General features: G+C 71.8%; 17 protein-coding genes and 1 pseudogene. 8 read left to right on the forward strand and 10 right to left on the reverse strand.

The genetic code is table 11. From position 1 onward, the window contains the following. Positions 1–96: 96 nt before the first annotated feature. Positions 97–717: pseudogene (locus ACWDR3_RS28670) on the forward strand (Gfo/Idh/MocA family oxidoreductase); the annotation flags it as partial. Between the two features lie 97 nt (positions 718–814). Continuing rightward, entirely contained in the window at positions 815–2,527 is a 1,713-nt protein-coding gene (locus tag ACWDR3_RS28675; protein ID WP_450355462.1) for a hypothetical protein, read from the forward strand. Here ACWDR3_RS28675 and ACWDR3_RS28680 read toward each other — a convergent pair. The 4 genes from ACWDR3_RS28680 to ACWDR3_RS28695 all read right to left on the reverse strand — a co-directional run bounded on the left by ACWDR3_RS28680 (position 2,476) and on the right by ACWDR3_RS28695 (position 6,587). Beyond that, on the reverse strand, positions 2,476–3,498 hold the full coding sequence (locus tag ACWDR3_RS28680) for a Gfo/Idh/MocA family protein (RefSeq protein WP_450355463.1): 1,023 nt from the start codon (positions 3,496–3,498) through the stop codon (positions 2,476–2,478). The genes ACWDR3_RS28675 and ACWDR3_RS28680 overlap by 52 nt on opposite strands. Before the next feature lie 88 nt (positions 3,499–3,586). Continuing rightward, complete coding sequence (locus ACWDR3_RS28685) at positions 3,587–4,591, reverse strand: Gfo/Idh/MocA family protein (protein WP_450355464.1); 1,005 nt, start codon at positions 4,589–4,591, stop codon at positions 3,587–3,589. 44 nt (positions 4,592–4,635) lie between these two features. Then, entirely contained in the window at positions 4,636–5,412 is a 777-nt protein-coding gene (locus tag ACWDR3_RS28690) for an SDR family oxidoreductase (RefSeq protein WP_450355465.1), read from the reverse strand. Between the two features lie 8 nt (positions 5,413–5,420). Continuing rightward, positions 5,421–6,587, reverse strand: coding sequence for a phytanoyl-CoA dioxygenase family protein (locus ACWDR3_RS28695; RefSeq protein WP_450355466.1), 1,167 nt, complete (start codon positions 6,585–6,587; stop codon positions 5,421–5,423). Between the two features lie 105 nt (positions 6,588–6,692). Between ACWDR3_RS28695 and ACWDR3_RS28700 the strand changes: the two genes are divergently transcribed. Then, positions 6,693–7,724, forward strand: a complete 1,032-nt coding sequence (locus ACWDR3_RS28700; protein WP_450355467.1) for a LacI family DNA-binding transcriptional regulator — start codon at positions 6,693–6,695, stop codon at positions 7,722–7,724. A 10-nt stretch (positions 7,725–7,734) separates the two neighbouring features. Continuing rightward, positions 7,735–8,388, forward strand: coding sequence for a poly-gamma-glutamate hydrolase family protein (locus ACWDR3_RS28705; protein WP_450355468.1), 654 nt, complete (start codon positions 7,735–7,737; stop codon positions 8,386–8,388). Here the strand turns inward: ACWDR3_RS28705 and ACWDR3_RS28710 are convergent. Further along, the gene (locus tag ACWDR3_RS28710) at positions 8,372–9,529 is read right to left on the reverse strand and encodes a Gfo/Idh/MocA family protein (protein WP_450355469.1); all 1,158 of its coding nucleotides are present in this window, start codon (positions 9,527–9,529) and stop codon (positions 8,372–8,374) included. The genes ACWDR3_RS28705 and ACWDR3_RS28710 overlap by 17 nt on opposite strands. A gap of 144 nt (positions 9,530–9,673) precedes the next feature. Between ACWDR3_RS28710 and ACWDR3_RS28715 the strand changes: the two genes are divergently transcribed. Further along, complete coding sequence (locus ACWDR3_RS28715) at positions 9,674–10,684, forward strand: LacI family DNA-binding transcriptional regulator (RefSeq protein ID WP_450355470.1); 1,011 nt, start codon at positions 9,674–9,676, stop codon at positions 10,682–10,684. Here the strand turns inward: ACWDR3_RS28715 and ACWDR3_RS28720 are convergent. Next, complete coding sequence (locus tag ACWDR3_RS28720) at positions 10,674–11,018, reverse strand: cupin domain-containing protein (protein WP_124002159.1); 345 nt, start codon at positions 11,016–11,018, stop codon at positions 10,674–10,676. The two genes, ACWDR3_RS28715 and ACWDR3_RS28720, sit on opposite strands and share 11 nt — an antisense overlap. A gap of 131 nt (positions 11,019–11,149) precedes the next feature. On the opposite strand from ACWDR3_RS28720, the gene ACWDR3_RS28725 reads away from it, so the two are divergent. Beyond that, a complete protein-coding gene (locus ACWDR3_RS28725; protein WP_450355471.1) occupies positions 11,150–11,662 on the forward strand; it encodes a hypothetical protein in 513 nt (170 codons plus the stop codon). Between the two features lie 91 nt (positions 11,663–11,753). On the opposite strand, the gene ACWDR3_RS28730 is transcribed toward ACWDR3_RS28725, so the two are convergent. The 3 genes from ACWDR3_RS28730 to ACWDR3_RS28740 form a co-directional block, all read right to left on the reverse strand. Beyond that, positions 11,754–13,229 carry an MFS transporter gene (locus ACWDR3_RS28730; RefSeq protein ID WP_450355472.1) on the reverse strand — a complete coding sequence of 492 codons (1,476 nt, stop codon included), beginning with the start codon at positions 13,227–13,229 and terminating at the stop codon, positions 11,754–11,756. Between the two features lie 125 nt (positions 13,230–13,354). After that, positions 13,355–14,581 (reverse strand): sensor histidine kinase, encoded by a 1,227-nt coding sequence (locus ACWDR3_RS28735; protein ID WP_450355473.1) that lies wholly within the window; start codon positions 14,579–14,581, stop codon positions 13,355–13,357. A 568-nt stretch (positions 14,582–15,149) separates the two neighbouring features. Next, a complete protein-coding gene (locus ACWDR3_RS28740) occupies positions 15,150–16,187 on the reverse strand; it encodes a zinc-dependent alcohol dehydrogenase (protein ID WP_450355474.1) in 1,038 nt (345 codons plus the stop codon). 359 nt (positions 16,188–16,546) lie between these two features. Between ACWDR3_RS28740 and ACWDR3_RS28745 the strand changes: the two genes are divergently transcribed. After that, positions 16,547–17,056, forward strand: a complete 510-nt coding sequence (locus ACWDR3_RS28745; protein WP_450355475.1) for a MarR family winged helix-turn-helix transcriptional regulator — start codon at positions 16,547–16,549, stop codon at positions 17,054–17,056. Positions 17,057–17,113: 57 nt separating this feature from the next. Here ACWDR3_RS28745 and ACWDR3_RS28750 read toward each other — a convergent pair whose 3' ends face one another. Continuing rightward, positions 17,114–18,901 (reverse strand): tannase/feruloyl esterase family alpha/beta hydrolase, encoded by a 1,788-nt coding sequence (locus ACWDR3_RS28750; protein WP_450355476.1) that lies wholly within the window; start codon positions 18,899–18,901, stop codon positions 17,114–17,116. A gap of 155 nt (positions 18,902–19,056) precedes the next feature. Between ACWDR3_RS28750 and ACWDR3_RS28755 the strand changes: the two genes are divergently transcribed. After that, a complete protein-coding gene (locus ACWDR3_RS28755; RefSeq protein WP_450355477.1) occupies positions 19,057–19,707 on the forward strand; it encodes a GntR family transcriptional regulator in 651 nt (216 codons plus the stop codon). Positions 19,708–19,716: the final 9 nt, after the last annotated feature.

A 19,716-nucleotide genomic window follows, 5' to 3' on the forward strand; every position in this document is an offset into this window, starting at 1 on the left:
GCTCGCGGCGGGCGCGATCTCCGTGACAGGTCAGGTCGACCCGGACAACCTGTTCAGTTCCGAGCGCTCCACCGTGCACCAGATGGTGCCCGTCTCGCCGAGTACCTGAGACTCAAGACCCTGCTGGAGACAGGCCAGTTGGGCAGACCTCTCATGCTCCACAACCGGCACCGCAACGTCGCCTCCGCACCCGACTGGCGCAGCGAGATGCTGATCAACGACTCCGTCGTGCACGAGATGGACGTGACCCGCTGGCTCCTCGACCAGGAGATCACGGCGGTCACGGTGCTGCGCCCGAGACCGTCCGCGAACGCCCCGGACGCCTTGCAGGACCCGCAGTTCGTCGTCTTCGAGACGGACGGCGGTGCCGTCGTCGACGTCGAGATCTTCGTCAACTGCGGCTTCGGCTACCAGGTCCAGGCCGAGGTGGTCTGCGAACGCGGCACCGCCCGCATCGGCGACGGCCACGCCATGGTCACCAACATGGCAGGACGCTGGGGCGGCACCATCGCCCAGGACTTCGTCGAACGCTTCGCCGACGCCTACGACCGCGAACTCCAGACCTGGGTCGACGCCACCCGCGCCGGCGAGGTCGTCGGCCCGAGCGTCTGGGACGGGTACGCGGTGGCGGCCGTGTGCGAGGCGGGAGTGCGGTCGCTGGAGGACGGCGGCCGGGTGGAGGTGGAGCTCGTGGAGCGGCCGAAGCTGTACGGCTGACGGCCTCCCTCGTCGACCATGGCGTCGTCGAGCACGGGAGGGGCGCAACCTCCAAGTGCCCCCGGTCGTCATCTGATTGACGGCTAGGGGGCTGCGGATGGGTGTCCTGCGGATGATGCTGCCGGTGCCGCGCGCGGTGGCCCGGGTGGCGCCGGGAGCGGGCCGGCCGCTGCTCGGCGCGGCGCTGCTGCGCTGTCTCACGCCGGACTGGGTGCTGCTGCGACCGCCGCCGACCGCACGCCGGTTGGCGTGGGCGCGGGAGGCGGTCGCCGTGTACCGGTCCATCACCGACGGCAGCCGCCAGGACGAACTGGCCCGCGCCCTGGTACTGCACGGCCAGGCCCTGTTGCTGATGGACCGGTGCGAGGAGGCGGTCGCCGCGCTGGACGCCTCCTCGGCCGTGCCCGGTGCGCGGCCGTCGCCGACCCAAACCGCGTCGGCGGTCCACCTGCGGGCACAGGCGCTGCTGGGCCTCGGCCGCTACGAGGAGGCCCTGGAGAGCGCCCACCGGTGCGAGGAGCTGTACCGCGCCCGCGCCGACCGACCCGCCCGCCGGGACCGCGCGTTGGGCGACCTACCGGGGGCGCTGCGCACAAGAGCCCTGCTGCTGGGCACGCTCGGCCGGACCCGGGAGTCCGTGGCGGTGTACGAGGAGTGCGCCGGCCTCCTGCGGGCCATGACGGTACGGGAGTCGTCGCGCGCCTCGCTGGTCACACCACGCGTGTTCGTGGAACTGGTCGGCGGACTGAGGGCACTTGAACGGTACGAGGAGGCCGTGACGGTCGGCGTCGAGGCACGGGAAGCCGTGCACGGCACGGTGGCGTGGGCCCTGCCGCAGTACATCCTGCCCCTGCGGGTAAGGCTCTTGGCGGATCTGGCCCACTGCGAGAGCGCCTTGGGCCGGTCGGCGGTGGCGCGGGACCGGGCCGAGGAGGCGGTCACGGAGGCGCGTGACTGGACCGCGTCGACCCCGGACCAGGGAACACCCTGGCTGGCCGCCGCGCTGTACGAGCTGGCCATCGTTCTCCGTGAACTCGAGTCGCGCCACGAGGAGTTGAAGACCCTCGAAGAGCTGACGGACCTGTACGACCGGCTCGCGACCGGCAACCCCGAGTTCTACGCGCCGCGCCTCGCGGACGCCCTGGACGACCTGGCCCGTTGCCACAAGCGGGCCGGCCGCCGCCGGGAAGCGGTCGCGGCCACCGAACGCGGCGTGGCCGCCTGCCGCCGCACGCCCGGTCACGAGGACGTACTGGCCCGCCTGCTGGCCAACCTGAGTATCCGTCAGCAGGACGCGGGCGACCGGGAGTCGGCCCTGGCGAGCGCCCGCGAGGCGGTCACCCTCACCCGCCGCCTGGCGGAGTCGGACTGGTCGACGTACACCCCGGTGACCGCCCGCCGCCTGACCGTCCTGGCGCGCGCTCTGTACCGCACCGGCGACTACGCGGCCGCCGCGGGCTGTTACGAGGAGGCCGAGAGCCTGCTGCGGGAGCAGCCCGGCACGCCGGACGACCTCGCGGGGACCCTCGCGGATCTCGCCGAGGCCCTCGCCAGGTCGACCAGGGCCCAGCTGTCCGCCGGCCGCACCGCGGAAGCGGTCGTGTCCCTGCGTTCCCTGCTCGCGCTCACCCGCCGCGCCGACGGCACGGACGTCCACGCGACCTGCGTGACGGCGTTCGCGGACGCCCACGCCCGGCACGGGGACGCCGTCCGGCAGGCGTGGGAAACGGCGACGGGTGAGCCGTATCCGACCTTCGTCTACCGGTTCACGACGGACCTCGGCCGCGGCTCGAAGCCCGCTGCCCGATAGCTCTCGTCGATCAGCGTCATCGTCGCCAACGCGTCGTCCGAGTCGAGCGGCAGTGGTTCGCCGCCGCGCACCCGCGCCGCGAATGCCTCCAGTTGGTACGTGTACGAGGACCGGGTGCCGAGCTGTTCCGTGCGCTCGCCCTTCGCCGTGCGGACCACGACCCGGTCGTCGAGCTGGGGGAGGACGAAGTTCGGGGCGCTCACCTCGCCTTCGGTGCCGACGATCCGAAGGCTCATCTCCAGCTCGCCGTACGCCATGTGGCAGCGGGCGGTGCCGGTGGCGCCGTCGGGGTACTCCAGTTCGGTGTCCAGCCACTCGTCGACCCCGGGTGCGCCCGCCCGTTCGCCGCCCTGTGCGGAGACGAGCCGTGGGGCACCGCCCGCCCAGGGGGCGAGTCGGCGCAGCGCGTGCAGGCTGTAGCAGCCCAGGTCCATCGTGGCGCCGCCGGCGAGGGGGAGGGACCAGCGCGGGTCGGTGTCGGCCGGTGCGGGGATCGCGACCATGGCCTCGACCCGGCGCAGCGTCCCGATCTCGCCGCTCGCCAGGATCTCGTGCAGGCGCCGGGTGACCGGGTGGAAGATGTAGTGGAAGGCCTCCATGAAGACCGTCCCGGCCTTCGCCGCCGCCTCCCGGACCTCGGCCGCCTCCTCGGCGTTGCTCGCCGACGGCTTCTCCGACAGGACGTGCTTGCCGGCCGCGAGGGCGGCGAGGTTCCACGGGCCGTGCAGCCCGTTGGCGAGCGGGTTGTAGACGACTTCCACCTCGGGGTCGGCCAGCAGGTCGGTGTAGGAGTCCGCGACCCGCTCCACGCCGTGCTCGGCCGCGAAGGCCTCGGCGCGGGACCGGTCACGTGCCGCCACCGCGACGAGCCGGTGGCCGGTGGCCCGGGCCGGGACGACGAGCGCGTTCTCGGTGATGCGCGCGGCGCCCAGGACGCCGATGCGCAGGGGTTCTCGGACCGGTTCGCTCATGGCTGCGGCTCCTGTTCGACAGGTTCGACAAGGGTGTTCCGGGCGCCGGAGGCCGGTCCCGCGCCCGGAACGTGAGGGGGACCGCGGATCAGGCGCCGCGGACCTCGGCGATCGTCACCGGGCGGTGCTCCTGGAGTGAGAGCGTGCAGGCGTCGGCGATCCAGCCGGCCTCCAGGGCGTCCGCCACCGTGCAGGGGGAGGGCCGGGTGCCCGCCACGACCTCGGTGAACGCGGTGAGTTCGGCGCGGTAGGCCGCGGTGAAGCGGTCCATGAAGAAGTCGTAAGGGACACCCGCGGGGAAGGTCACGCCGGGCTCGACCGAGCGCAGCGGGAGGCGGTCCTCCAGGCCCACGGCGATGGTGTCGTCGAAGCCGTGGATCTCCATGCGGACGTCGTAACCCCGGCCGTTGTGGCGGGAGTTGGAGACCACCGCGATGGTGCCGTCGTCCAGGGTGAGGATCGCGCCGGTGGTGTCGGCGTCGCCCGCCTCCTTGATGTAGTCGGCACCGCGGTTGCCGCCGACCGCGTACACCTCGGTCACCTCGCGGCCGGTCACCCAGCGGATGATGTCGAAGTCGTGCACCGAGCAGTCCCGGAAGATGCCGCCGGAGGCGGCGATGTACGCGGCCGGGGGCGGCGCCGGGTCCAGCGTGGTCGAGCGGACGGTGTGCAGCTTGCCCAGCTCGCCCGACTGGACGGCGGCCCGGGCGGTGACGAATCCGGTGTCGAAGCGGCGGTTGTAGCCGATCTGGATCGGCACGTCGCTGCCCTCGACGGCCTTGAGCACCTGGACGCCCTCGGCCATGGTCTTGGCGACCGGCTTCTCGCAGAAGACCGGGATGCCGGCCTCGACGGCGGCCAGGATCAGGCTGGGGTGGGCGTCGGTCGCGGCGGCGATCACCACACCGTCCACCCCGGCGGCCAGCACGGCCTCGGGGGAGTCGGCGACCTCGGCGCCGAAGCGCTCGGCGGCGGCCTTGGCCGCCTCCGCGAACGGGTCGGCCAGGACGAGCGACTCGACCGCGTCGAGTCCGGAGAGGGTCTCGGCGTGGAAGGCGCCGATGCGGCCGAGGCCGAGGATTCCGATACGCATGAGGGTGCTGCTCCTTGGAAGTGCGGGTTTCTTGCGGGGAGGTCTCAGTCGAGGGCGCCGAGGACGTTCTGGTCCCAGTCGAGCACCGAACCGGTCACCACGCCCGACCGGTCGGACAGCAGGAAGACCACGAAGTCGGCGATCTCGTCCGGCTGGCCGAGCTTGCCCATCGGCAGCTTGGCCGCGGCCTCCTCGCGCCAGCCGTCGTCGGCGCCGTGGAAGGCCTTCTGCGTGGCGTCCTCGCCCTCGGTCGCCGTCCAGCCGATGTTCAGGTCGTTGATCCGGATCCGGTCCCAGCGGTGGGCGTGCGCGGCGTTACGGGTCAGGCCCGCCAGACCGGCCTTGGCCGCCGAGTACGCGGCCAGGTTGGGCGGGCCGCCGTGGGCGCAGTTGGAGCCGATGTTGACGATCGTGCCGGGCGCCTTGCGGCCCAGCATGTCCGCGACCGCGGCCTGCATGGCGAAGAACGGCGCCTTGAGGTTGATCGCGATGTGCTTGTCGAACAGCTCCGGCGTGGTCTCCAGGAGCGAGCCCCGCGAGGTGAGCCCGGCCGAGTTGACCAGGCAGTCGACGCGACCGTACGCGGCGACGACATCGCCCACGGCGGTCTTCGCCTGTTCGGCGTCGGCGAGGTCGGCGCGGATGAACATCGCCTTGCCGCCGGCGGCCGTCAGCTCGGCCACCAGTTCCTCGCCCGGTGCCGGGCGCCGCCCGGTCACGGCCACGACCGCGCCCTCGCGGACCGCGGCCCGGGCGATCGCGGCGCCCACGCCCTGGCTGCCGCCGTTGACCAGGACGACCTTGTCGTCTAGAAGGCCCATGATTCTCCTCAGCTCTCGCGCCGCTCGGCGCAGGCCCGCAGCTCGTCGCGCAGAGCCCGGGGTGTCCATGTCTCGCGCAGCGCCCGCCGCACCACGTCCGCCTGGGAGGGCGGGGCGAGGCCGTCGACGGGTGGGTCGCTGTCGAGGTTGGTCGGGAAGGGATACCCCTCGGCGCTCGCGGCGATCACGTGCGCAAGCCACTCCTCGCCCACGCCCTCGGCACGGCGCCGGAGCAGGGCGGGGAACACGGCGTTCGAGATCGCCTCACGGTCCACCGTCTCCATGGCCCGCCCGAACGCGGAGGACACTTGGAGCAGGTTGGCCGCGCGCCGGATGTCCGCGGACCGGTTGGTGCCGGCCGCGTGGAACAGCGCGGGGTTGAAGAACACCGCGTCGCCCTTGGCGAGCGGCAGCTGCACGTGGTGCGCCTCGAAGTACTCCTGGAACCGGGGCAGTCGCCACGCCAGGTAGCCGGGCTCGTACTTCTGCGAGTGCGGCAGGTACATCGTCGGCCCGGACTCGACCGGCATGTCGCAGTGCGCCACCGCGCCCTGCAGGGTCAGCACGGGGGAGAGGGCGTGCACGTGCGCCGGGTAGGCGGCCGCGGCCTCGTTGGAGAGAAAGCCCAGGTGGTAGTCCCGGTGCACGGTCTGTGCCGCGCCGCCCGGGTTGACCACGTTGACCTGCGAGGTGACCTGGTAGCCCGGGCCCAGCCAGGCGGTCGAGACCAGCGCCAGCATGTCGTTCGCGTAGTAGTCGGCGAACGCCTCGGGGTCGTACAGGGCCGCCTTCTCCAGCGCGTTCCACACCCGGTCGTTGGCGCCCGGCTTCGCGAAGTGGTCGCCGGCGTTCGCGCCCGAGGCGCGCTGCTCGGCGATCAGGGCGTCGAACACGGTGCTCAGCCCGTCGACCACGGACAGGTCGGGGAAGGCGCCCTTGAGGACCACGATGCCGGGTCCGTCCGCGAGGGCCCGGACCAGTTCGTCCTCGACGTCGGCGCGCTCCTCGGTCTTGCGCAGGAGGTCGCTGTCGTAGACCAGGACGTTGCGCTCGACGCCGGTGGCGTGCGGGTACTCGGCGAGGTCGGTGACCGTCTCGGCGAGGGTGCGGAAGGCGTCGAGATCGCAGTCCTGCTCGGACAGCCGCGCACGGCTGCGGACGGAAAGGAAGGACATCGTCGTCCTCTCGGGAACGGAGTGACCCAGCTCTGTCATTCTTGTCAGTACAAACCCCTCGAACAACCAGCAGGCAGCCATCAAAAACCCTTCAAGGAGTCATCGGTGGGCCACCCCTTCCCGATCCGCGAGATCGCACGTCAGGCGGGTCTCAGCGAAGCCACGGTGGACCGGGTGCTGAACGGCCGGGGCGGCGTCCGGGAGAGCACCGAGCGGGAGGTCCGCCAGGCGATAGCCGACCTGGACCGCCAGCGCACCCAAGTCCGGCTGGTCGGCCGCACCTTCATGATCGACATTGTGATGCAGACGCCCGACCGCTTCTCCACCGCGGTACGCGGCGCCCTGGAGACGGAGCTTCCCTCCCTCCACCCGGCCGTCGTGCGCTCGCGCTTCCACTTCCGCGAGACGGGCCCGGTGCAGGAACTCACCAAGACCCTGGACCGCATCGGCCGGCGCGGCTCGCAGGGCGTGATCCTCAAGGCCCCGGACGTACCCGAGGTCACCGCCGCCGTGGCCCGGCTCGCCGACGCCGGCATCCCCGTCGTCACCCTGGTGACCGACCTGCCCGCCACCGCCCGGCTCGCCTACGTCGGCATCGACAACCGGGCCGCCGGCGCGACCGCCGCGTACCTCATGGGCCAGTGGCTCGGCGACCGCCCCGGCAACGTCCTCACCAGCCTCAGCAGCGGCTTCTTCCGCAACGAGGAGGAGCGCGAGATGGGCTTCCGCAGCGCGATGCGCAGCCGCCACCCCGAGCGCGCCTTGGTCGAGATCGCCGAGGGCCAGGGCCTGGACGCCACTCAGTACGACCTGGTCCGGGCGGCGCTTGAACGCGACCCGGACATCCGGGCCGTCTACTCCATCGGCGGCGGCAACATCGCCACCCTCAAGGCCTTCGAGGACCTGGGCCGCGAGTGCGCGGTGTTCGTCGCGCACGACCTCGACCACGACAACACCCGCCTGCTGCGCGCGCACCGCCTGTCCGCCGTCCTCCATCACGACCTGCGCCAGGACGTGCGGGAGGCCTGCCACATCGTGATGCGCGCCCACGGCGCCCTGCCGCCCGCCGGACCGACCCTGCCGTCCGCGATCCAGGTCGTCACGCCCTACAACATGCCGTCCCAGGCGACGAGTTGAGGGGACGGGAGTGACCACGAGGACCGAACGCGTCGAGATCGAAGGCGCCGGCCTGCTCGCCACGCTCACGCTCGGCGGCGAGCTCGGACTGCTCGCGCTGCACGGCAGCAACGAAGGCGGTACGGCGGAACTCGCGCGGTCCGTCGCGGGCCGCTGCGGCGCCACCAGCCTGGTCTTCACCCAGCCCGGCGTCCGCAAGCCGGTGCACATCCCGTCCCCGCGCATGGCGGTGCAACACTGCGCCCTCCTGCGGGAGTTCCTCGCCCATGTCGAGCTGGTGGTCTCCCTGCACGGCCACATGCGCCCCGCGGCACCGCGAGCCATCTTCCTCGGCGGCGGCAACCGGCCCGCGGCACGGCTGCTCGCGGACGAACTCGGCGCCCTGCGACCGGAGTTCGAGCCGGTCACCGACCTCGACGAGATCCCCGTCGCCCTGCGCGGCCTGCACGCCCGCAACCCGGTGAACCTGGCCCGCCGAGGAGGCGTCCAGGTCGAACTCCCGCTCCCGGCAAGGACATCACGGCACGGCTGGGTCCCCGGTGTCCCGGACACACCTCCGCCGCCCGTCGCCGACGCGCTGACCAAGGGCGTGGAACTGCTGGCGACCCTGCCCGGAGACGGACCCGCGTCCGGGCCCAAGTCCGGCCCTACGCCTGGACGTTGACCCAGGTCCCGCTCTCCGCCGACCGCACCATCGCGTCCACCACGGCGGCACTGTGCACCGCGTCCGGCAGCGTGGCCCCGCACGCGCTGCCCTCCGCGATGGAGCGCAGGAAGCGGTGGGCCTCGATCACCTTGAGGTCGTCGTAGCCCATCGCGTTGGCCGCGCCCGGCTGGAAGGCGGCGAACTCGCCGTCGCCCGGGCCGACGAAGACCGTACTGACGGGCTGGTCCTGGTAGTTGGTGCCGCGGCTGACGCCGAGCTCGTTCATCCGGCGGAAGTCCCAGAACACCGCGCCCTCGGTGCCGTGCACCTCGAAGCCGTAGTTGTTCTGCTCGCCGACCGAGACCCGGCAGGCCTCCAGGACACCGCGGGCGCCCGAGGCGAAGCGCAGCAGACAGCTGACGTAGTCCTCGTTCTCGACCGGGCCCAGTACGCCGCCCGTGGCCCGGGTGTGGCCGGCGGTGGCGCCGGTGGGGCGGGCCCGCTCGGGGATGAAGACGGCGGTGTCGGCGGTCAGGGAGGCGATGTCGCCGAGCAGGTACCGGGCCAGGTCGGCGCCGTGCGAGGCGAGGTCGCCCAGGACTCCGCTGCCGCCGCGCTCACGCTCGTACCGCCAGGTCAGGGCGCCGTCGGGGTGGGCCGCGTAGTCGCTGAAGAGCCGGATCCGGACGTGGGTGACCGTGCCGATCGCGCCGGAGGAGATCAGCTCGCGGGCGGCCTCCACGGCGGGCGCGTTGCGGTAGTTGAAGCCGACCGCGCCCTGGACGCCGGCCTTGGCGACCGCGTCGGCCACGGCCCGGGCGTCCGCCGGGGTCAGGCCCACCGGCTTCTCGATCCAGATGTGCTTGCCGGCCTCGGCCATCGCCACGCCGATCTCGCGGTGCAGGAAGTTCGGGGCGGTGATGCTGACCGCCTGGACCCGCGGGTCCCGCGCGACCTCGCGCCAGTCGCGGGCCGTCGAGGCGAACCCGAACTGCGCGGCGGCCTCCTCGGCCCGGCCCGGCACCTCCTCGGCGACCGTCACCAGCTCCGGACGCAGGGGCAGCCGCGGATAGTGGTGCAGCACGCGGGCGTACGCCTGGGTGTGCACCCGGCCCATCCAGCCGAACCCGACGACGGCGACCCCGAGCGATTCCACCATGACAGCCCCTCTTTGGACCGGTCCATATCCTGTCCAGCCCACCCTGAAGCCCATGCTCCGCCGCTGTCAACCCTCACCAGGCCCTCACTCGACCCTCGCCCGACCCTTTGACAAGCCGTATCGGCACATGGAACGGTCCAGAGCATGAAACCGCCGACGATCCGCGACGTGGCCGAGCGGGCCGGCGTGTCCAAGTCGCTGGTCTCGCTCGTGCTGCGCGGCTCCGAGCAGGTGCGCCCCGAGAAACGGGAGGCCGTGCTGCGGGCGGTACGGGAGCTCGGCTACCGGCCCAACGCCGCCGCGCGCAGCCTCAGCGAGCAGCGCACCCGCACGGTCGGCGTGCTCCTCAACGACCTGCGCAACCCCTGGTTCGTCGACCTCCTCGACGGCCTCAACTCCCTGCTGCGCGACAACGGCCTGCACATGCTGCTCGCAGACGCCCGCCTGAATCGCCGCACGGGCGACGACCTGGCCGGACCCTTCCTGGACCTGGGCGTGGACGGCCTCGTAGCGGTCGGCACCCTCCCCGATCCGGCCGTCCTCGGCACGCTCGCCGAGCGGATGCCGGTCGTCGTGGCGGGCGCCCGCGAGCCGGTGCTGCCGGGCGTGGACGTCTGCGCGGGCGACGACGAGAAGGGCGCGCGCCTGGTCACCGAGCACCTCATCGGGCTCGGCCATCGCCGGATCGCGCACATCGCCGGGTACGGCGCGGTCGGCGAACTGCGCCGGCGCAGCTTCGAGGAGACGATGCGGGCGCACGGCCTCGCGGACGGAGCCCGGGTGGAGGCCGGCGACATGACCGAGGAGGGCGGCTACCGCGCCGCCGTCCGCCTGCTCGGCCGCCCGGACCGCCCCACCGCCCTCCTCACCGTCAACGACATCGCCTCCGTCGGCGCCCTCTCGGCGGCCGAGGAACTGGGACTGCGGGTACCGGCGGACGTCTCGGTGACCGGCTACGACAACACGAGCATCGCCCGCCTGCGCCACGTCTGGCTGACCACGGTCGACACGGCCCCGCACGAGGTCGGCCGGCGCGCCGCCCGCTGCCTCCTGGACCGCTTCGAGACGCCCGGGGGAGCGGGCAGCGTCCACTTGGCTACCCCGACCCTGAAGATCAGGGGCACCACGGCGCCGCCCCCCGCCCTCACAGATTGATCGCGTACGCCTTCCGCAGCGTCTCGTGCACGGTCCATGTCGTACGGTCGCCCGCGCGCAGCACCGCCAGGTCGCCGGGCCCGACCCGGAGCGTCGCCCCGCCCTCGACCTCGATCGTCGCCGACCCGCTGACCACCACGAACAGCTCGTCCGCCTCGGTGTCGGTGACGACCCCCGGCGTGATCTGCCAGACGCCCCGGATCTGCCGCCCGTCCGCGGACTCCCAGACCACCTTGCCGGTCACTTCGGGCGTCCCGGAGACGATCTGCGCGGGGTCGAGGGGCTCGGGTTCGAGCTCGACGTCGGGGATGTGGAGTACGAAGCTGTCGGTCATACCCGGACCCTAGCGAGATCGTCCGCCGGCCGGTCGTGGACAGTGTGTGCGGTATCGGCCCAGGTGGGAGGACACATCGTCGGGCGGCCCCGGACTGGCGCGGCGGCCCGGGCCGGGTGATCGTCGATGGCATGACGGACTCCACGACGGCCGTCCCCGCGCCGCGACAGCACGACACGCGCGAGGCGATCCTCTTCGGCGGTGTCTACGGCTCCGTACTGGCCTGCTCGATGGTCGCGGCGCTCACCCAGTACGGCCACACCTCCCAGGACAGCCGTCTCTACGACGCCACCTGGCTGTTGGTGACCGCGGCCGCCTCCGCCCTCGCGCACGGCTACGCCCACTACATCGCCGAGCGTGCTCCGCACCGTCGGGGGGACGCCCTGCGCGTCCTCGCCGACGAGTGGCCCCTGGTCACGGCGGTGCTGCCGACGGTGCTGGTGCTCGCCGGGGCCGGCTGGGGCTGGTGGCCGGCGGACGACGTGGAGTACGCGGCGTTCGCCCTGAACATCGTGCTGCTGTTCACGCTGGGCCTGGTCACGGCCCGCTGGTCGCACCGGAGTTGGCCCATCGCCGTGGCCATCGGGGCGGTGGACGCGCTGCTGGGGGTGGTCGTGGTGGTCGCCAACGCGGTGATCAAGTAGCCAGTGAACGGCGTGAGTTGACTGGGTATGGCGGACGGCCGCTGCCCGCAGGAGCGGGACAACGGCCGTCGGTGGGGCGGTGGTTGGAGTGTCAGGCCTTCGCCGTGACAGCTTCCGGCTGGTCGTCCGACTCGGTCGCCGCCGGGGCCGGGGTCTGTCGGCGTGGGATGAAGGAGGCGACGAGGAAGGCGAGCAGGGCGGCTCCGGCGCCGATGGCCATGACGACCTTGAAGCCGCTCTCCGACGGAAGGGCGTGACCGCCGAAGTCGGTGGTCATCTGGGCCAGGATGACGCCGGCCAGGGCGCTGGCGAAGCTGGTGCCCAGGGAGCGCATCAGGGTGTTGAGGCTGTTGGCGGCACCGGTCTGGGACGGGTCGACCGCGCCCATGATCAGGGCGGGCATGGCGCCGTAGGTGAAGCCGACACCGGCGCCGATGATGCAGGAGACCAGGACGAGGTGCCAGACCTCGCTCATCAGAACGATGTTCAGGGCGTAGCCCGACGCGACGATCAACGCGCCGATCATGAGGGTGATCTTGGGGCCCTTGGCCTTGGTGACCCGCGCGGACACGGCGGACATGGCCATCATGACCAGGCCCTGCGGAGCGAGCACCAGACCGACAGTCAGCATGGACTTGCCGAGGCCGTAGCCGGTCTGCTCGGGCAGCTGCAACAGCTGGGGCAGGACCAGGGACATCGCGAACATCGAGAAGCCGAGCGCGACCGAGGCCAGGTTGGTGAACAGCACCTGCGGCTTGGCGGTCGTCCGCAGGTCGACCAGCGGCTGCGCGGAACGCAGCTCCCACCAGCCCCAGGCCAGCAGGATCAGCACGGCCGCGGCGCCCAGACCGAGGGTGGTGCCCGAAGTCCAGCCCCAGTCACCGCCCTTGGAGACGGCGAGCAGCAGGGAGAGCAGACCGGCGGAGAGCCCGAGCGAACCGACCAGGTCGAAGCGGCCTCCGGTGCGCACCTTGGACTCGGGCACGATCAGCAGCACCATCGCGAAGGCGACGGCACCCAGTACGGCCGAGGCCCAGAACAGCAGGTGCCAGTCCCACTTGTCGGCGATGAACGCGGCCGTCGGCAGCCCCAGCGCACCACCCACACCGAGCGAGGCACTCATCAGCGCGGTGGACCCCGCCAGCCGGTCGGCGGGCAGCGCGTCCCGCATGATGCTGATGCCCAACGGCACCACGGCGGCCGAGAGACCCTGCAGGGCGCGACCGATGATCATCGGTACGAGCGAGTCGGCCAGCGCGCAGACCACGGAGCCGGCGACCAGCAGCACGATGCTGACCAGCAGCATGCGCCGCTTGCCGATCATGTCGCCGAGCCGGCCGACGACGGGCGTGGCCACAGCCGCCGCCAGCAGGGTGGCGGTGACCGCCCAGGCGGTGTTCGAGGCGGAGGCGTGCAGCAGGGTGGGCAGCTCCGGGACGATCGGGATGACCAGGGTCTGCATCAACGAGACGACGATTCCGGCCAGAGCCAGGACCGCCACCACGGCGTTCGGCTTCGGCGGGGCGGCTGTCCCCGCGTCGGCGGGTCGGGTCAGGGCGTCGGACATGGCTGTGCCTCCGGCAAGGGGTCATTGCTTGACTTACGCAAGCATAAGCAGGATTGATTGACTTAAGCAAGTGGATGTTCTGTGGCGTGTGCCGCGGGTGACCGGGGCGGATGGGGGAGCGAGACTCAGTCGGCTGGAGAACGCGCCAACTGGTCCGCATTAAGGGGCAGTTCGGCGACGACCTCGAAGCCACCGGCGGGCCGCGGACCCACTCGAACGCGTCCGCCGACGGAACGGGCGCGCTCGCGCATGCCCATGACGCCGTAGCCGCTGTCCTGGGGAGACCCGGAGAGCGACCCCGCCCGGCCGTCATTGGCGACCGTCACCGTCAGCTGGTCCCGCGCGTACACGAGCCGCACCTCGGCCACGCGGACGCCCGCGTGCTTGGTGACGTTGGTGAGGGCTTCCTGCACGATGCGGTACGCCGTCAGGTCCGCGCCGGCGGAGAGCGGACCGGGTTCACCTTCCGTGCTGACGGTGACCACGAGCCCGGCGTTCTCGAACGAGGCTGCCAGCTCGGGAAGTTGGGCCAGTCCGGGAGTCGGTGTCAGCGATTCCTCCGCGTGGCCCGTGGCCATGTCCGTATCGCCCGCCTGTCGCAACAGGCCGACGGTGGACCTGAGTTCGCGCAGCGCCGACGCGGTCGTCCCGCCGAGGTCGGTGGCGATCCGTACGGCCTCGTCGGGATGCGTCGGCAACTGCCGGGTGACGGCGCCCGCTTGGAGGTTGGCAAGGACCAAGTGGTGGGCGACGACGTCGTGCAGGTCGCGGGCGATACGCATCCGCTCCTCGGTGACCCGGCGGCGTGCCTCCTCCTCCCGGCTGCGCTCGGCGTCCTCGGCACGGGCCCGCACGGCATCCAAGTAGGCCGCACGCAACCGGGTCACCGTGCCCAGCGAGGTCGGCAACAGCAGCCACGCGGCCGGCCCGAGCAGCCTGAGCACCAACGGCTCACCGACCGGGCCGACCAGTACGCCCGTGCCCACCAGCAGCGCGATCCCGGACAGGGTGAACGTGTTGGCGGTCCTGCGGTCAGTGCCGACGGCCAGCGAGTACAGGGCCACCATCAGCGGCGCGAGAAGCAGCACGGTGAGGAGGTAGCCGAGCGCGGCCGCGGCAGTCGCGCAACCGAGGGTCAGCAGCACGGTGGCGCGGGGCCGGGAGCGGCGCCACAGCAGAGCGGCGCAGGAGACCCCGGCCAGCAGGACGCCGGGCCACCACGACACCCCGAGGTCACGCCCGGGGAGCGTGATCAGACTGCCGGGGAAGGAGCAGGCGAACAGGGCGAGGGCGACGATCGCGTCGACTGTGCGGGGGCGGCCGGTTGGGGGAGGTCGCAGATTGTCGATCATGGCGGTGGGGTTCCTGTCCGGGGCGCCGGGGGTCCGTGGGCCGAGGGGCGAGGAGGGGTGGGGCGGGGTGGACGCCGGGGGCTGAGGAGCGGTGTCGGGGGCAGACGGCCGGGACCCGTCGGTCGGAAGGTCGCGTGTCCTGCTGGGGCTTGCCCGGTGAGGGGGGCCGCCGGCAGAGCGGGGCGCCGACCGGACGGATACGGCCGAGCGCAACACCGTTCGGCTCTCCGACACGAACGCCGACGCAGCCGCCGCTGCGACTGCCGTCGCCGGGACCGCCGTACACCCGCCCGCGCCGCTGGTGGGGCCGCTGACGTGACCCGACGCAGCGCCGGCGGCGCCCCGCCTCGGGCAGACGACGTCACCCCACGCCACCTGGCACCGCCTCGCGAGAGGCGAGCGTCGCGCCCGCCGGACCACCGTCGTCGAGTCGCCCCGCGCAGGCCGCCGAGAATCCCGGCGCGCGTCCCGCGGAACTCCACCGCTCCGGCGGGCCCTCGCCCAAGGTGCCGTACGGCGCCCTCCGTGGCAGACGGAAGATGCCAGAGCCGTCCCCCCCGGCGGAGCCCTACGCGTCGAACGTGACGACGACCTTCTCCGCCGCCCCCGGCGTCAACGCGAGTTCGAAGGCGTGCTCGGCCTCCGTGAAGGGGATGCGGTGGCTGATCAACTGGGCGAAACGCTCGTGGTGCTCGACGAGTTCGGGGGTGACCTCGAAGATCTCGGTGGGGTAGCCCTGCGAGGCGATCAGGGTCAACTCGCTGCGGAGCATGCCCCCGAGATCGATGTCCGCGCCCTTCTTCTGCACGGCGACCATGACCAGCTTGGCGCCCCACTTGGCGGAGTCGATCGTGGTGTTGACGACGGCCGCGACACCGGCGGCGTCGATGTAGATGTCCGTGCCGGCCCGGGGCTGTCCGAGCGCGTTGGCGGCCTGGCCGTGCAGTTCCGTCAGCCGGGCGGTGACGTCCTCCTCGGCGGAGTTGACGACCGCGTCCGCGCCGACGGCCAACGCGGTCTCCAGCCGCTCGGGGATGACGTCGGCGACGACCACGTGCTCCACCCCGCGCAGCTTCAGCCAGATCGTCGCGCCCAGTCCGATGGGCCCGGCACCGAAGACCACGACCTTGTCGGCCGGCTTCGCCTCGGAGCGGTTGACGCAGTGCCGGGCGACCGCCATCGGCTCGTTGAGCGCGGCGACGGCGAAGGGCACGGTGTCGGGGAAGCGGGTCACGGTCCTGCCGAGCTCGGCGTCCTCCAGAAGCAGGTACTCGCTCAGCGCGCCGTGCTCACCGCCGCACCCGATGATGCCGGACGGCACACCCTGCGGGTTGACCACCACCCGGTCGCCGACCTTCAGATCCGTCACCTCGGCACCCACCTCGACGATCTCGCCGGCCGGCTCGTGGCCCAGCGGGATGGAGCGCATCGAACCGTCGGCGCCCGCGGGCATGCCGCCGATGTGCAGGAAGAATGTGTCGGTGCCGCAGATACCGCAGGCGCGCACCTTCATCAGGACGTCCTTCGGGCCCGGCACGGGACGCTCGACGTCCACCACGGCGATGTGGTTCCGCTCGCCGGTCTTGACGGACTTCATGGTGGCCATGGAGAGACTCGCTTTCTGGAGGTACTGACAGGGGAGGCACTGGCAGGGCTTGGCACTGACAAGGTTCGGCACTGACAACGGGACGCACGGAAAGTGGTGTCGCCGGGCCCGGCGCCGGACGGGGGGAGTGCTCCGGTCGCCGGGCCCGTCGACTGCGCCGTTCCCCGTCCCCACGGGTTCGGCGCACGGGGACCGCATCCGCTCGACGCGATCCCGGCCTGATGGGCTTGCTTGACTTAGGCAAGCATGACTGGGTTACTTAAGTCAAGCAAGCAATTCCGACCCCGGCCCGTCATGGGAGTGGCTGCGGGGCATCCGGATATTGCTTAAGTTAGGCAAGTAGATTTACCCTGGCTCGTATGCCCGCACACCGATCCGCCCCGGCACCCGTCTCCGCGACCGTGGTCGAGATCGAGCAAGTCCTCAGCCGCATCACGTACTTGGCAGGGCGTGCGCGGCAGCACGAGCGTCTGATGGCGGTCGCGGGACTGGATCTCGACCGGGCGGCGGTGACGATCCTGCGGCACATCGCCGAGAGCGAGCCGCTGCGGCCCGGGGTGCTGGCGGTGCGGTTGTCGGTCGAGGCGTCCCATGTCACCCGTCAGCTGGGGCAGTTGGAGCGGACCGGCCATGTCGTACGGATCGTCGATCCCGACGACCGCCGGGCCCAGCGCGTCCAGCTCACCGACCTCGGTCTCGCCGCCGTCCAGCGGATCAGGGAGGCCGGCCGACGGGGCATGGCGCTGGCCCTCGCCGACTGGTCGGAGGAGGACCTGGAGCAACTCGCCACGCTCTTCCACCGGTTGACCGACGATTTCGTCGCGCATGCGGAGGATCCGCTACCGAAGGTCGTACCCACCTTCCAGTGACCAAGAGGCTGTACGACGTAGGGCCCGGCGGCCCTGACACACCGCCGGGCCCGCCCGTCAGCCCTTCGACCTGCGCCGCGTGCAGCTCATGTCGCGGCCGTTCGTGCTCTCGCACCACAGCTGGGTGCCCGACTTGAACGGCGCACCCGCCCAACGGAAGGCGTCGTCAGCGGTCTTGCCCTTCGGCGTGTAGGCGACGTAGTTGGCGGCGTCGTCCCGGTCGCCCGTGCCGGCGTACTTCGCCTGCTGCGGGTAGGGGTACACCGGCCGGGTGTAGGCCGTGGAGCCGTCGCTGTCGAGCTTCGCCGCGGTGACCGCGCCCGGGGCCTTGCCGGACTCCGTCCAGTCCATCAGCGGGGAGAGGAAGTCGACGCTCGTCGCTCCGTAGCCGCCGGAGCAGTGGAACATGCCGGGGACCGTGTAGAAGCGGTAGAACCGGTCGGCCGTCGCCTTGCCGACGGTGTCAACCACCGCCTGGCGGTAGGCGATCGAGCCGGTGGGCGGGATGTAGCCGTCGGCGAGGCCGTGCCACATGATCAGCTTGCCGCCGGACTCGTAGAACGGGGTCAGGTCGGGGTCGGTGGCGTCGTAGATGCCGGCGAACTCCTTCATGGTCTTCTCGAAGTTCCGCTCGGTGAACAGGTCGGCGGTCAGCTCCAGTTGGGGCTTCGCCGTCCAGGTGCCCAGCCAGCGCAGGAAGCCCGAGCCGATCCGGTACATGAAGAGGTCCTTCTGCGACTGACCGGCCTTGGGGATCACGAGCCCCGCCCACTGCGGCTCGGAGCCCTTCGCCTCGCCGCCGCTGTAGAGGTGGGTGCCGTCCGGGGCCGTCACACCGCGGTAGATCTTCTGTACGACGGTGATCTGCTCGCCGGTCAGGCAGTTCGCGGCGTCTTCGTCGCCCGGGCACTTGAGCGTGGCCGGGTCGAAGTCGCAGGCGTCCGGGTCCTGGATCGTGCCGTTGCCGATCCCGTCGTCCGCGCAGCGGGCGATGACCGCCGCGTGCAGCAAGTCCAGCTTGGCGGCGGGGAGGATCACCGAGCCGTCCGCACGGAAGTCGACGGTGCCGAGGTAGGCCTCCTCGAAGCCGTTGAGCGCCGTCTGGTTGAAGGCGGGCGCGCCGGCCTGGATCCCGTCGAAGTCGTCGGGGTAGCGCTGCGCCTCCAACAGGGCCTCACGCCCGCCGTCGGAGCAGCCCGAGTAGTAGGAATAGGTGGGCGGGGCGCCGTAGAAGGACTTGACGATCGCTTTGGCGGCCACGGCGAAGACGTGCTCGGAGCGGTAGCCGAAGTCCACCTTGAGCTGCGGGTCGGTGGCCCAGACGTCGGCGCCGCCGGTGCCGGTGTGCCCCTCGTCGTCCTGGCCGACCACGAAGGTGCCGTCGGTGAGCGGGGCGCAGCCCGCGGTGGCGGCGGGGGAGGTGGTCACGTTGACGCTGCCGCAGTAGCCGCCGCAGCCGAGTTGGAGGTAGCGCCCGCGGTAGGTCTGCGTGGGCAGGCGCAGCTCGAAGTGGATCTGCGGGGCGATGACTCCGGTGACCTTGCAGTACTCGTACTTGTTGGTGTCGCTCTTGGCGACGAGGGTGGCGGCGGTGATGCCCGTCGCGGCCTCGTCGAGTCTGCTGAAGTCCTGCGTCGCCAACTGGGCGCAGGGCAGCGTGGGTTGGGTGACGGGGAGGTCCCGGCCCGCCGTGGTCGTCACGGTGGTGGGGTCGGCGGAGCTGGTGGGGGCCACCAGGACCGCGGTGACGGTGAGTGCGGCCGCGGCGACGGCGGCCAGGAGGGCGGTTCTGGTGCGGGACAACCTGGTGCGGGACAGGCGGTACGACAGGCGTGATCGCCTCATGCGGGTTCCTTTCCGGAGGGGGCGGAAGGATCTGGCGGCGCCGCCCCGGGAACGTAGCGCCCCTCCCGTCGTGCGGGCAATACGGCAGACAAAATTGTTGACAATCTTGTTTGGCTAGATTTAGGTTCGACAGGCACTCACTCAGGGAGGGCACGATGCTCAAAGAAGCCCGTCCGAGCACCGGGGAGCAGGCCAAGCAGCATGCGCTCGCGCAGCTGCGGCAGGCGATCCTGCACGGCGAGATGGCACCGGCACAGCGGCTGGTGGAGAACGAGCTCGCCGAGCAGTTCGGTGTGACCCGGGCCAGCATTCGTGCGGCACTCATCGACCTGGAGTCCCAGGGGCTGGTCGAGCGGATCCGCAACCGGGGTTCGCGGGTGCGGGTGGTGACCGTGGAGGAAGCGGTCGCCATCACCGAGTGCCGCATGGTCCTCGAAGGTCTGTGCGCGGCCAAGGCCGCCACCCTGGCCAGCGACGAACAGCTCGCCGAGCTGACGGAGTTGGGCACGGCGATGACCAAGGCCGTGGCCGACGGCGAGCCGGTGACCTACTCCGAGCTCAACCAGGAGCTGCACGCCAAGGTCCGGGAGTTCTCGGGCCAGGCGACGGCCGTGGACCTGCTGGAGCGGCTCAACGCCCAACTGGTGCGGCACCGCTTCCAGTTGGCGCTGCGCCCGGGGCGTCCGCAGCACTCCCTGAACGAGCATCTGGCGATGATCGAGACGATCAGGTCCAGGGATCCGCAGGCGGCCGAGGCGGCCGTCCGCGCCCATCTCACCAGCGTGATCGAGGCGTTGCGCGACTGAACCGCGCCG

Source organism: Streptomyces sp. NPDC001002 (assembly GCF_053599215.1).

Excerpts from the sequence above, each read along its gene's own strand:
- ACWDR3_RS28740 (WP_450355474.1), bottom strand. The coding sequence starts at position 16,187 with ATGGCCACCATGAAGTCCGTCAAGACCGGCGAGCGGAACCACATCGCC.
- ACWDR3_RS28755 (WP_450355477.1), top strand. The coding sequence starts at position 19,057 with ATGCTCAAAGAAGCCCGTCCGAGCACCGGGGAGCAGGCCAAGCAGCAT.
- ACWDR3_RS28715 (WP_450355470.1), top strand. The coding sequence starts at position 9,674 with ATGAAACCGCCGACGATCCGCGACGTGGCCGAGCGGGCCGGCGTGTCC.
- ACWDR3_RS28745 (WP_450355475.1), top strand. The coding sequence starts at position 16,547 with ATGCCCGCACACCGATCCGCCCCGGCACCCGTCTCCGCGACCGTGGTC.
- ACWDR3_RS28685 (WP_450355464.1), bottom strand. The coding sequence starts at position 4,591 with ATGCGTATCGGAATCCTCGGCCTCGGCCGCATCGGCGCCTTCCACGCC.
- ACWDR3_RS28725 (WP_450355471.1), top strand. The coding sequence starts at position 11,150 with ATGACGGACTCCACGACGGCCGTCCCCGCGCCGCGACAGCACGACACG.
- ACWDR3_RS28710 (WP_450355469.1), bottom strand. The coding sequence starts at position 9,529 with ATGGTGGAATCGCTCGGGGTCGCCGTCGTCGGGTTCGGCTGGATGGGC.
- ACWDR3_RS28730 (WP_450355472.1), bottom strand. The coding sequence starts at position 13,229 with ATGTCCGACGCCCTGACCCGACCCGCCGACGCGGGGACAGCCGCCCCG.
- ACWDR3_RS28720 (WP_124002159.1), bottom strand. The coding sequence starts at position 11,018 with ATGACCGACAGCTTCGTACTCCACATCCCCGACGTCGAGCTCGAACCC.
- ACWDR3_RS28735 (WP_450355473.1), bottom strand. The coding sequence starts at position 14,581 with ATGATCGACAATCTGCGACCTCCCCCAACCGGCCGCCCCCGCACAGTC.
- ACWDR3_RS28695 (WP_450355466.1), bottom strand. The coding sequence starts at position 6,587 with ATGTCCTTCCTTTCCGTCCGCAGCCGTGCGCGGCTGTCCGAGCAGGAC.
- ACWDR3_RS28690 (WP_450355465.1), bottom strand. The coding sequence starts at position 5,412 with ATGGGCCTTCTAGACGACAAGGTCGTCCTGGTCAACGGCGGCAGCCAG.
- ACWDR3_RS28750 (WP_450355476.1), bottom strand. The coding sequence starts at position 18,901 with ATGAGGCGATCACGCCTGTCGTACCGCCTGTCCCGCACCAGGTTGTCC.
- ACWDR3_RS28675 (WP_450355462.1), top strand. The coding sequence starts at position 815 with ATGGGTGTCCTGCGGATGATGCTGCCGGTGCCGCGCGCGGTGGCCCGG.
- ACWDR3_RS28680 (WP_450355463.1), bottom strand. The coding sequence starts at position 3,498 with ATGAGCGAACCGGTCCGAGAACCCCTGCGCATCGGCGTCCTGGGCGCC.